Source organism: Neobacillus novalis NBRC 102450, assembly GCF_001591805.1.
GTDB classification, from domain to species: Bacteria; Bacillota; Bacilli; order Bacillales; family Cytobacillaceae; genus Neobacillus; species Neobacillus novalis.
In genome coordinates, this window is sequence record NZ_BCVP01000009.1 from 69,156 (window position 1) to 81,532 (window position 12,377).

General features: G+C 37.4%; 14 protein-coding genes. 10 read left to right on the plus strand and 4 right to left on the minus strand.

Annotated elements, in window-relative coordinates; all coding sequences use genetic code 11:
- Positions 1-36: 36 nt before the first annotated feature.
- Complete coding sequence (locus BANVL01_RS06210; RefSeq protein ID WP_066083168.1) at positions 37-462, plus strand: DUF1801 domain-containing protein; 426 nt, start codon at positions 37-39, stop codon at positions 460-462.
- Between the two features lie 28 nt (positions 463-490).
- Complete coding sequence (locus BANVL01_RS06215; RefSeq protein ID WP_066083170.1) at positions 491-1,087, plus strand: VanZ family protein; 597 nt, start codon at positions 491-493, stop codon at positions 1,085-1,087.
- 247 nt (positions 1,088-1,334) lie between these two features.
- On the opposite strand, the gene BANVL01_RS06220 is transcribed toward BANVL01_RS06215, so the two are convergent.
- The gene (locus BANVL01_RS06220) at positions 1,335-2,204 is read right to left on the minus strand and encodes an AraC family transcriptional regulator (protein ID WP_066083171.1); all 870 of its coding nucleotides are present in this window, start codon (positions 2,202-2,204) and stop codon (positions 1,335-1,337) included.
- A gap of 256 nt (positions 2,205-2,460) precedes the next feature.
- Between BANVL01_RS06220 and BANVL01_RS06225 the strand changes: the two genes are divergently transcribed.
- The 7 genes from BANVL01_RS06225 (at position 2,461) to BANVL01_RS06255 (ending at position 8,269) form a co-directional block, all read left to right on the plus strand.
- A complete protein-coding gene (locus BANVL01_RS06225) occupies positions 2,461-3,663 on the plus strand; it encodes an MFS transporter (RefSeq protein ID WP_066083173.1) in 1,203 nt (400 codons plus the stop codon).
- Positions 3,664-3,873: 210 nt separating this feature from the next.
- A complete protein-coding gene (locus BANVL01_RS06230; RefSeq protein ID WP_066083175.1) occupies positions 3,874-4,998 on the plus strand; it encodes a DUF1835 domain-containing protein in 1,125 nt (374 codons plus the stop codon).
- 473 nt (positions 4,999-5,471) lie between these two features.
- Positions 5,472-6,032, plus strand: a complete 561-nt coding sequence (locus BANVL01_RS06235; protein ID WP_066083176.1) for a hypothetical protein — start codon at positions 5,472-5,474, stop codon at positions 6,030-6,032.
- A 231-nt stretch (positions 6,033-6,263) separates the two neighbouring features.
- Positions 6,264-6,758, plus strand: coding sequence for a hypothetical protein (locus BANVL01_RS06240; RefSeq protein ID WP_066083178.1), 495 nt, complete (start codon positions 6,264-6,266; stop codon positions 6,756-6,758).
- Positions 6,759-7,007: 249 nt separating this feature from the next.
- Positions 7,008-7,484 carry a DUF2975 domain-containing protein gene (locus tag BANVL01_RS06245; protein WP_066083179.1) on the plus strand — a complete coding sequence of 159 codons (477 nt, stop codon included), beginning with the start codon at positions 7,008-7,010 and terminating at the stop codon, positions 7,482-7,484.
- Between the two features lie 9 nt (positions 7,485-7,493).
- On the plus strand, positions 7,494-7,715 hold the full coding sequence (locus tag BANVL01_RS06250) for a helix-turn-helix domain-containing protein (protein ID WP_066083181.1): 222 nt from the start codon (positions 7,494-7,496) through the stop codon (positions 7,713-7,715).
- A 26-nt stretch (positions 7,716-7,741) separates the two neighbouring features.
- A complete protein-coding gene (locus BANVL01_RS06255) occupies positions 7,742-8,269 on the plus strand; it encodes a hypothetical protein (protein ID WP_066083182.1) in 528 nt (175 codons plus the stop codon).
- 354 nt (positions 8,270-8,623) lie between these two features.
- Here the strand turns inward: BANVL01_RS06255 and BANVL01_RS06260 are convergent, their stop codons facing one another.
- From BANVL01_RS06260 to BANVL01_RS06265, 3 genes are all read right to left on the minus strand, one after another.
- On the minus strand, positions 8,624-9,535 hold the full coding sequence (locus BANVL01_RS06260; RefSeq protein WP_066083184.1) for an EamA family transporter: 912 nt from the start codon (positions 9,533-9,535) through the stop codon (positions 8,624-8,626).
- 307 nt (positions 9,536-9,842) lie between these two features.
- Entirely contained in the window at positions 9,843-10,016 is a 174-nt protein-coding gene (locus BANVL01_RS26585) for a DUF4177 domain-containing protein (protein ID WP_082804884.1), read from the minus strand.
- Positions 10,017-10,083: 67 nt separating this feature from the next.
- Positions 10,084-11,370 carry an NCS2 family permease gene (locus BANVL01_RS06265; protein ID WP_066083188.1) on the minus strand — a complete coding sequence of 429 codons (1,287 nt, stop codon included), beginning with the start codon at positions 11,368-11,370 and terminating at the stop codon, positions 10,084-10,086.
- Between the two features lie 117 nt (positions 11,371-11,487).
- Between BANVL01_RS06265 and BANVL01_RS06270 the strand changes: the two genes are divergently transcribed.
- The gene (locus BANVL01_RS06270) at positions 11,488-12,354 is read left to right on the plus strand and encodes a LysR family transcriptional regulator (protein WP_066083190.1); all 867 of its coding nucleotides are present in this window, start codon (positions 11,488-11,490) and stop codon (positions 12,352-12,354) included.
- Positions 12,355-12,377: the final 23 nt, after the last annotated feature.

The following is a 12,377-nucleotide window of genomic DNA, read 5'->3' on the forward strand; positions in this document are numbered from 1 at the left end:
TGGAGTTCATTTTTTCAAAGAATAGGAGAGATTCTAATGAGCTATCAGCAAAAAACAAAAGAAACGGATAACAGTGTTGTGGAGTTTATTGAGAGTGTTGAGAATCCGAAAAAACGTGAAGATGCCTATAAATTAATAGATATTTTTTCGGAAACGACAGGATTTGAAGCAAAAATGTGGGGGCCAAGTATTATCGGATTTGGATCTTATCATTATAAATATGATTCTGGACATGAAGGCGATGCCCCTTTAGTCGGCTTTTCACCGCGCAAGGCTAAAATAAGTTTGTATTTTGCGCCGGGTGACTCCAAACGTGAGGACTTGCTTAAGGAGTTTGGAAAGCATACAACCGGTAAAGGCTGTGTGTATATCAATAAGGTTGCAGACATTGATATAGCGGTATTACAGTCGATCATTACACAATCTGTCCAGTTTTTGCAAGCAGCCTATCCGAATTCTTGAGGCTAATTGAGATTGAGGATTAATTAACATGAAAAATAAAGCATTTTGGCTTTCGTTAGGTTTATCGCAGCTCCTATTTGTTATTTTTTTGCCTGTCTGGTTACGGCTCTTATCCTATCTGCACCCTATTGTTTTGATAGTGGTGTGGATGGGTTTGACAATTATTGTGTTATTCGTTGTTTATTTTGTGTGTAGTGAAACCCTTCGAATATCTAAAACTATTTTAAAAAGTGTTATGGGAATATATAGCTTTGGCTTATTTGTTCTACTATTCTTCCGCCCGGCGAACCAAGATTATAGTCAAATTAATTACATCCCTTTTAAAACTATTATGAGTTTCCTAATTGGAAACGTAAATTTTTTGGTTGCATTTTATAATTTAGCAGCAAATATTTTTCTCTTCGTGCCATTTGGAATGGCGGCATTAATGCTTTATAAAAACCCATCGAGTCGTTTGTTACTATTCGTACCAGTTATTGTCATCTTAATGATTGAAACAACACAGCACATTACAAGATGCGGCAGTGCTGATATGGATGATCTTATCTTAAATTTGCTCGGGGTTTGGATTGGTTACTTAATGTATCCATTTGTTCAAAAAGTGGTGAAAATTAAAGACCATTGAGTTCAATGGGCGAATTCTAGAATTCAATGAGCGAATTTTCAAGCTTAATGGGGTGGCTCTTTTTCTATCAGCGAATTTGTCTCTTCTATCGGCGGATTTAGCATTTCTATCGGCGATTATTGGGTTTCAATCGGCGAATTTGCACATTCAATCGGCGAATCTAAGAAAACAACAATCTTCAAGAAGTGAGTATTAGTAAACACATAGCGATGCTTGATACAAACACCAACCATCGCTATGTTTTTGCTCAGTCTCTCTTCAACGGTATCCAAATTTCGGAGTAGTAGTCAGGGCTCCACGGATCTCCATCAAAATAAACTTCCAATTCAGGGGTGCCTGCTGGCTTATAATGATTGGATGGAAACCATTCTGAATAAATTTGTTTCCAAACCTCCTGGATTGAATCTGGCATAGGACCGTGAACCTCGAACACCACCCACTTTGATGCAGGAATTTCAAGCTGCATGAATCCATCCGGTGTCTCCCCGTTATATTCTGCAGCGATCCAGTAATCAATGAGTGGCTCAGATTGGTTACTACTTTTATCCACACAAACACCAACAACACCTTTAATTTCTCCTTTATTCAACTTCATTAATATGTCGTTAGTGCCATCTGCATGCACATCATCCCACATCTTTGGAATTGCAACCAAATTCTCCCCGTTTACACAGGAAAACTCCCGTTTGACGCCAACTACTTGGAAACTTTCTCTTTCAATAATTTTGTAATTCATCGGATCGGCTCCTTTCAGACTCACCTGAATCATCAGGCGGTTATACGATTTTAGCGTGCCATGATAACTTCTTGCTTGACTGGGTGTAATCCCGTGCTGCCTACGAAAGGCTTTGCTAAAAGCCTCAGGAGTGTCGTAGCCATATTTCAGGGCGATATCAATAATTTTACTGCTGGTATTCGAGAGTTCTTGAGCAGCAAGAGTTAACCGTCTGCGGCGAATATAATCACCCACCGTTATATCGGTTAATATTGAAAAAGTCCGTTGGAAGTGAAATACCGAGACATTCGCCTGTTTCGCAATCCCTTCAATCGATAAAGGTTCTAGTAAATGTTCTTCCATATAGTCGATTGCCCGCTGCAACGATTCGACCCATCCCATATCGCTCACTCCTTGATTCAATCCTAACAATTATCCATTCCGAATTCCTGTCAATGTGTGCTTTGTTTGAACAGGTTTTCTATATTTTTATTTTTGCTTGATTATGAAGAAATGTCCAATTTAAAAAAGGAAAATTTTCCGATTGAAAAAATATTTATGGAATTTACTTCGGGGCACTAAAGGTTTATTCTTTTCGCTTTTGTGGTAAAGTGAGGGGGAAATTATTATTTATGATCTAAATGGGAGAGCGATTAGCATGCAAGGCTGGAAACGTAATTTATGGGTGCTGTGGATTGGCGTCTTTTTCACATCGGCAAGCTTTTCAATGGTCATCCCTTTTTTGCCCATCTTTCTGCCGCAAATTGGTGTCACCGAAAATGTGGAGTTGTGGGCAGGATTGTTATTTAGCGCTGCCTTTTTCGCAGGGGCCATCGCTTCCCCGTTCTGGGGCAGTGTAGCCGATAAATATGGACGAAAACCGATGATTATACGGGCGGGATTATGCCTTTTCATCATTTACACTTTAACTGCTTTTGTGACCAATCCCTATCAGTTATTGGTCTTACGAATTATGCAGGGGTTATTAACAGGATTTATTCCTGGAGCGATTGCCTTGATTGGGACGAATACGCCAGGTAAAAAGATCGGATACGCCCTGTCGATGATTTCTACCGCATCCGCATCAGGCGGGATTCTCGGACCGCTGCTTGGCGGGGGGATTGCTCATTTGGTAGGAAACCGCTGGGCTTTTGGCAGCGCAGGAATTTTCACGTTGATTTCGACTATTTTGGTCATTTTTTGGGTTACGGAGGAGAACTTCACCCCAAGCAAAAAACGCGGTTCAGTAAAAAATGATATTAAAGAAGCTTGGGGTAATCGACCATTGATGCTGGTGCTTCTCTTAACGATCATCACTGCAGGTTCGATCATGACAATCGAACCGGTCCTTCCCTTGTATATAGTAAAATTGGGCGGCTCAGTTGATAAGGCTTCACTATTAGCTGGTATTGTCTTCTCACTTCCGGGAATCGCAAGTGCCTTATTTGCTCCCGTCTGGGGAAAATGGGCCGATAAAGTGGGATTTCATCGGGTTCTCGTTATCGGACTTCTTGGCGGCGGCCTTGGCACGCTGGCACAAATTCTCTTTAGTGAAATTATCGGATTTTCGATTATCCGTTTCGTGTTCGGCGTCTTTTTCTGCGCAGTCTACCCGGCATTAAATGGCCTCGTTGTGAAGTCAACAGCAGAGGACTTCCGCGGACGAGCATTTGGTTTAAGTCAAACAGCTAACCAAATTGGCGGGATGATTGGCCCGATAATCGGCGGTGTCATCGGCGGGATTTTTCCGGTGCAAATTGTCTTTGTAGTAACAGGTATCCTGCTCTTGGCAGCAATGGGTGCGGCACATTGGAAGGGCAAGGATTTAATTAGTGGTTCGATGAGAAAGAGTAATGCTTAGCAGGAAGTAGTTTTGATGTGTAGTGTTTTAGTAGTACATGAAGAGAACTCTGATAATGATATCAAGGGTTCTTTTTTTGCGTGATCTTGCCACTAGAAAAAGCACATCCAAGTAAGCAATATTGTTTCTGATATAATGAAGACAAATATTGGGAAATTTATACTATCATTTTTTTGTGGAAATCCTTTATATAGAAAGGGGCTGATAGGGTTGAAATCAAGAGAAGACTATCCATTTATTTATTTTTTTGCTGAGCCAAATGTTGTTTTTGTCTATAAAATTGAGGATGAAAAGTATCTAACTGTTTCAGAATTATCAGAGCGAGGAGAATGGACTCAGTTCGAGATCAATCATGAGGATGAATTTGAGATCTTTAATCACGAAGAGTGGAAACCGCTTGAGGGTCGAGGTTACTCTCTCCGGCTAGATGATACTAACTTTATGGTAGGGGAAATAAATCAACTCATTCAAAATCAGCGCAAGTCTAGGCAAAAAAAAGATAGGTCAATAACAGCACCGGTTCACCTCGTTTCCTCAGCATCTGCCGCTGGTGCGTTACGATTTGGACTAGCGCAGCCAAAAACTGTCATTGAATTTGATGGTTTTTTTTCAATCGGGCCAATATGGAAGCTTGAAAGTAAAATAGGACAAGCCCGTCGTAATGAATGGTTAAATGAGAATATTAATTCGGGGCATGCTGAATATGAACGGGAGAATAATTTTACCAATACACTGTTGGAGCTAGAGGATCTGCCTGCAAACGCCCCTATTTACATTTGGTATGCCAATAATGGCGGCGAACAAACAGGGATCCGGTTCATTCTTCACTTATTAAGAGAAAAGGCTAATCAGATTTTTCTCATGAACACGACTGAACTCTATCAGCAATGGTTGGCTTCAAATGAAGAAATAAGGTCTATAGTTCATACCGATGAGCTTGACCCAGAACAATTAACATTCCTGTTTGAAAAAAACAAGGCAGCCAACCCCTTATCGCAGGAGGAACGAATCCAATTTCAAAGAGAATGGGAAGTACTGGCAGAATCCAAAGGGGTCCTTCGATTATGGCAAAATGGAGCAGTAACAGAGGTGCCAGAACAGTATTATGATTTGCTTATCATCAATACAATAGAACAGCTTCATCGGGAGCAGGAAGCCAAAGACTTTATCAGAACCGGAAGAGTAATTGGTGAAATATTGCATCATATGTATGAGTCGGTTGGTGATTCTTATTTAGAATATAGAATTAGACATTTAGTCTATAGCGGTGTCCTTGAGTTAAAAGGGATTCCAAAATCCATGAGGCACTATAGTGTGAAATTACGTGATAGATAAAGAATATGCGGCATTAGGCGTCTCCCGTTAAGTCACCAAAAATATTCTGGAAAGGTAAATTATTCGGGTCTAAAAAAGGGAAGGGGATATTTTCCTAAGGTTTTTCCATGGTAAATTTCAATTCGCTAATAAATCCTATAATTCGCTAATAAACATGGCAGAATCGCTAATAAACTTGTAAGAATTGCTAATAAACTCTCAAAATTCGCTAATAAAAAATTGGGGGAGTACAATTGACTTCTTTTCCACGAGAAAAATATGTTTTTCAGACGGGCAAGTCTCTTCTAATTACATTTTTTCTCCAATTTGACGTCCAAAGTGGATAATCTACCCAACTCCAGGCTGTTTTTCTCCAAAAGTTACTATATTTAAAGCGATTTGCGCTTTTCTTATTAGGAAAAATATGAATTAGATATTTTTAAGGAGAAAGATGGATAATCTAAGATTAAAATTAGACTGGCAGGCGATCACTCATGAATAAACCAATCATTGTCTTTACTTTGCTTTTCTGCTGCATATTTAGCAGTTCTGCTAAAGGGGAAGCAACAGTATCCCCAGAAAAAGTTATCAAAAATTATATTGTTGATTTGAATGATCACCAGTGGGAAAATGCTTCTTCTTGGTGGGTAAAAGAACATAAGAAAGAATTATTAGACTTTGTAGCCGACAAAGAAAACCAGAACTACAAACGTGGTTTGTTGAATATTGAAGAAGCAAAAATTGTCAGGTGGAAGGAACTTCCCTATGAATATGGAAAGCAATTTTTACCTAGTCACTATATTGAGAAATTTACTTACCCAAGAGTGTTTTATGTGGGAGTAAATTTAAAAGTGCATAAACAGGACAAGTTCTTTATTGACGGAGGTAATTACTTTTTAATTGTTACAGTCTTAGAGGATGGAGAATGGAAAATAGCCCTAACTCCTCATGTACCCGTTATGTCAATTATTAGAGATGGCTATAGTTTTGGTACGGAAGATGAGAAGACCTATGAAGAAAGAAGATTAAAATTTTATAATACGACAATAGATTAGACTTTAAATTAACAGAATTGTTGAGTGAAAGTGTAAATAAAAGGATTTTCACATAATTCAAGCGAAGTAGACATAGATCCTAACTGAATAAATCTCATTTCAAATTATTTATTTCGGTCAATAATCTGAACGAATACGAAGAATTTATTAATCAAATTTCTGGACCGGACATAGGTAAAGTCCATATTGCTGGCGATTAAATAAATTACAAATGAAGGAGAATTCCATCCTATGTTTGGTTTCTTAAATAGAACAAAATTAATAAAAGATGATTTAAAAGGCATGGCGAAATTGATGTATCAGGATGTCTCGAATGATTCCTGGGATCAAGAGAACCTTACTAAAAGAAATTTAGATTTTACTATTGAAAGCATTCGATATATTGATATGTATGCAAAAAGATTAATGAATTCTGAAATCGGTAATGAACTGTTGAATAAGCATTTTGATAATTTCGTGGTTCGAATAGGTGCTTATATTGGTGAAGTTATTAAAAATAATATTAAGCAAGACTTTTACTGGTATGAGTTTGGTTCGGTTTACAATCATTCTTCCAAACTTGATGGAGTGTATAGTAGCATTCAAACGCAGCAGAGTGTTCTTTATTCAAAAAATAGGGATACAGTGCTATTACCATTATTTGAGGTATCTCAATTCCTGGAAGGAAACTCAACCTACCCCAATTTCCTAACTTATGTAGAAGAATCGATTAAACAAAATTCTTAAATAAGAAAAAAATACTGTATTTTATCTAGTTTCTTAAATAAAATCCTTTTAAACAGTGTAATACAAAGGGGCATTTCTCTATGCAGAAATGACTCTTTATTTTTATTCAAAAGTAGCATAATAGTTGAAATAAAATTTTGATAAGAAATTTAATAACAACAAAATTATCATTTAAAATGATAAAAATTTATTGATAAATGATAAAAATGTAATTATAATATATCTAATTATCAAAACGTGAGGTGCTATATGAAACGAGGAACAGTCATTTGGTTAAAGGGGACGATTTTTGTTATTGGGATTATAACTCTTGTAGTTTCTATATTTTTCTTACCAGGACTGGCAAAAGAGGCAGCAGAGATGAATCCTGAATATGCTTATTTACGATTTCCTGTTCTTGTAGGTTTATACGCCACTGAAATTCCATTCTTTTTCGCTCTATATCAAGCATTAAAGCTTTTAAATTATATCGAAAGAGATCTTGCCTTTTCAGAATTGGCTGTATTTTCATTAGGATTTATAAAGAAGTGTGCGTTTACCATAATTATCTTGTATGTAATCGGGATATTTATGCTTGCAATACAAAACGCTCTACATCCCGGAATTGCAATTATTGGTATAGTCATCGTCTTTGCAACACTTGTAATTTCACTCTTTACTGCTATTCTTCAGGAACTATTAAGAAGTGCAATTGAATTAAAATCAGAAAATGATCTAACAGTCTGAGGTGATAGAATGGCAATCATCATTAATATTGATGTTATGTTAGCTAAAAGAAAAATGAGCGTTACAGAACTTTCAGAGCGAGTTGGAATAACGATGGCTAATCTTTCTATTTTGAAAAATGGAAAGGCAAAAGCTATTAGATTTTCAACTTTAGAGGCTATATGTGTGGCTTTGGACTGTCAACCTGGTGATATTCTCGAATACAGAAGTGATAGTAATACGCCAAAATAGCGGGATTTGTAAAGAGGGGGAGAAGTATGTCAGTGATTTTGTTCATCGGTGTCCTTGGAGTATTAAGTGCGATATTTTTTAAAGGATCCGTAATAGACATGTTTGGAAAAAATAACAGACTGGTGCTTAAGTTAGAAAATGCGAAGTGGTTTCAAAATCATTGGATTGCTGGCATATTCGTATTCAGTATGAATGCAGTTCTATTTGTTTTAACGGGTAGTCTGCTCTATTTGCTGATGTATTTTTCCATTCCATTTGTTCATTTACTTGTAATGGTTTTTGGTGTAATGGGAAGTATCTTTTCATGGGTATTAATTAATAATGCATGGCAAGGAACGAAAAGAAACCGTTTGAAGGTGGGGGCTGTCGGGAGCAGTTTTTATATTTTCTTAACTTTTATTTTCGCTTATTGGTTCGTAACACTCAAACCATCTTATCCAGGTGAAGATACTTTTATGGGGGCGATTGGATTAATTTTTGCCATAATAGTAACTACAGTTGCGTTTATTACATGTTTTGTCATCACGGGATTTTCCAAAAAGAATGTAGCGTAATAAATGAAGGGCAATTTTGAGAGAAAACTAGTAAGAAATGTCCTTCATAAAGGAGATGAAGGACATTTATGTTGGAAAACAAGAGAGATTTGTCCTTCATAAGGGAGATGAAGGACATTTATGTTGGAAAACAAGAGAGATTTGTCCTTCATAAGAGATGAAGGACATTTATGTTGGAAAACAAGAGAGATTTGTCCTTCATATGGGAGATGAAGGACATTTAGGTTGGAAAACAAAAGAGAATTGTCCTTCATAAGGATAATGAAGGACAATTTTGTGGAAGAGACACGTAGTATTGTTGTTCATCATATGCTCTGCTCTGTGCGAACTCGGGACTCCTCTCCCCTGTCTAATCTATGATGCTGATTCCCTTTCAAAAGAAACGGACTTCATTTTAGCTTTAGGTAATTTGACATTTCCTGCGATAATTCCACCTAATATTAAAACAACTCCGATCCATTGGGATGTGCTTACTTGTTCTGCTAAAACAAGCGATGATAATATGATTGCAACCGGAAGTTCTGAAGCTGTTAAAATGGTACCAAGCCCTGGACCGATATGCGGCATCCCAATTGAAAGTAAAAGTGGCGGCAAGGAAACACCTAATATGCCAAGATACAGACCATAAGGTGCTACACCCATGAAAACAGGTAAATGGAGTAACTCCGTTGGCTGAACAAGGATTAAAACAGCAATCAAACCACCAGTGGCAAATAGAGCACTTTTCTGTACAGCTGGTGTATCTTTTCCCACCGTGCTGCTAAGAAAGATGAAAGAAGTATAGGTCAAAGCGGAAAGCAGTCCCCAAATCGTTCCTTGCCATGTTATGCCTCCGCCGCCTTCTGTAATAATGCCTGCTGCCAGAATGGATCCAATAACGAGAATTCCTATAGAAACAATCTTCCCAATTGTCGGTGCCTTTTTATAAAAAAACCACTCAAATAAGCTGCCAATCCAGACAAATTGAAATAAAAAGATAATCGCAAGGGAAGCGTGAAGTGTTTGTAGTGATTGATAATAAAAGACACCAGTTAAACCAAGCGGAATTCCCGAAATAAGTAGTTTTCCTATTTGGGGAAGTGTCAGTTTTTTCTTTTTTGTAAAAAGGGCTACCATCCAGATGAGTATTGTCCCCAATAAATACTGACTCCCCGTCACCTCTGCCGTGGTAAAACCCGCGGAATAAGCAAGCTTTACAAAAGTAGATAAGGCACCGTAGCAGCATCCTCCTAAAAACACAATAAGTGCGTATTGCCAAGTTTTCATTTTTCCTACCCCTTTCATTCTATAAAAAACCATTGGATAAATTGCTTCATTTTTGTGGCGTGCCACCCCTTAATCACGCAAAAAAGCCACACAGCTATTCTAGGAAAGCTGTGTGGCGAAAATAGAGACATCTCTAGAAAAGTCCACAAACAAATGGTTTTTATTATTCAAACTTACTTTTGTAACTTTAAAACAAATGATAATAAATGTCAATGAAAAAATTGTACTGTAAGTACCACCCTCATTTTGTTGAATAAATTAACATTATTCGAAGTGTTACAGGCACTTTTCTTAAATGAGTGGTTTTTCAAAAAATAATTTCAAAATATGAAGCAGAACCGTATCCAGATGTAGCTGGTGCGAATAATTGGACGAATCTCCAACCATCCTTCGCATGATTGGCAATAATCTCATGATAATCTTCTTTCGGCATATTGTTCCATCTACTAAGTTTAACTTTCACTAGTTTATATTCGAACATTTTAGAAGCCTCCATTTTGGGTAATAGTAGGTAATAAACGGTTAGATTGCAGGTATTAGCTTTTTCGCTAAAATACGTATTGAATAATAAAATTTCCAATAAATAGAACGGCAATTAAATAAAGCACAGGGTGAACTTCCTTTCCTTTCCCCAATAAAAGCTTCATCAATGGGTATAGAATAAATCCGATTGCCATACCATCTGCAATGCTATAGGTTAATGGAATTAATACAACAATAAGAAGTGCCGGAAAGCTCTCTGTTAAGTCATCCATTGAAATATGGACAATGTTTTGCAGCATAAGAACGCCTATTAATATCAGAATCGGGGAAACTGCACTTGCTGGAACCATTTTAATGACAGGTATAAATAAGAGCGAAACGAGAAACAATATCCCGGTCACAATGCTGGTCAACCCCGTTTTTCCGCCGGCTGCAATTCCTGCTGCGCCTTCCACTGATGCAACAGTAGGACTTGTTCCAAAAATCCCGGAAGATAAAACGGAAACAGCTGTAGCCTGGAGTGACTTCTTACTGATTCCAGGTTTTTTTAACATATTGCTATGTCCATGAATCAAGCCAATATTTTCAAACACAACTACCATTGCAAAAGAGATAGAAGTCAGCCAGAATACGATATTACCTACTTGTGACCACGAAGCCTGACCAAAAACGCCAAGGTATCCATGAAAGGATGGCATTGAAAGGGAAAGCCCTTCAGTAGTGGCCCCGCCAAGCCAAATCGATAACAACGAGGTAATCAAAATACTTAATAAAAGGTTTCCCGGTACATTTTTAATAAATAATAAAACCGTAATAACCAAACCAATGAGTGTAGTGATTGCTGAGGGACTGCTTAAATCTCCAATTGCAAGCAGGGTATGCTCAGAATTTGTAATAATACCAGCATTGTCAAATCCAATTAAGATCAATAAGATTCCAATCCCAACGGTAATGGCTTCTTTTAAGGAATTAGGAATAGAGGTCATAATCATTTTCGCCATTGGTGTAAAGGCAATCACAACAAAGATGATTCCTGTAACGAAAACCATCGCCAACGCTTCCTGCCAAGTAAATCCCCCAGTTTGAACGATAGTATAAGTAAACATCGCATTGAGGCCCATACCAGGGATGAGGGTGAGAGGGGTATTACTCCATAAGCCGACTACTACGCATCCAAAAGAACTGGTTAATATGGTCGCGATGATTCCTGCTTCCATCGGAATTCCTGCTACTGCCAAAATCGTTGCATTGACAATAATGATGTAGAACGCTGTTAAATATGAAATAAATCCTGCTGAAAATTCTTTTGTAATTGTCGTACCATGTTGATTTAATTTAAAAAATCGTTCCATGTGATCACCTTTCTATTTACATTGAAATCGAGAGTTATCATATCATGGACATATACTATATGAAAAATATATAATTTATATAAAAACTATATATTTTTTAAATAGAAGGTGAATTCAATGGACATTAAACAATTACGGTATTTTATAGCGATAGCTGAGGAAAAGAATATAACAGCTGCTGCCAACCGGCTGCATTTGTCTCAACCACCGCTTAGCATAATGGTGAAACAATTAGAGGATGAGCTAGGTGTTAAATTAATTGAGAGAAATGGGAGGAGTATGGAATTAACCGATAAAGGCTATGTACTTTACAAAAGAGCAATCCATCTCGTAAACAGTTTTGAAGAAATAAAAAATGAATTACAGGATACAGAGGAGGGAAAAAAGGGTGTTCTTAATGTAGGAATCAATACATTATCGGTTTCGGGATTTTCGGAAATGCTTCAATCTTTTTACAAAAATAACCCCCTTGTTTCCCTAAAAATTGTTCAAAACGACTCCTTGTATTTAGCGGAATTGGTAAAAAACAGGGTGATTGAAATTGCATTTGTACGTCTTCCCCTTGAACATCGTGGTTTGACATATCATCATCTTATTAATGAGCCTTTTGTTTTCGTAAGCAATAATGTAGTACCTACTATATCTCTAGAAGAGATTTCGCACATGCCCCTTATTATTCCTAGCACAGAGGGATTGGGCATTTATAATACGATTATTGAAGCATTTACTAGACAAAATCTTCAAATAACAAGTATTGCGGAGTGCTCTGATATGCATGTCTTAATGGAGCTAGTTAAGGGGGGAATGGGGGCAACGATCGTTCCAAAATCTGTTTTTGATGTTTACGGGGCTAAATGTCTCTTCTCTACGCCGATAAGCAATCCCACCATGACCTCTTCTTTAGGAGTCATTTGGCTTGAACAGCATTTTGTCTCTACACCTGCTAAGAATTTTATGGAGTTAGCAAAGGAATACTATAATTGAAAGAGGTGCCGAAAAAAAGTGCC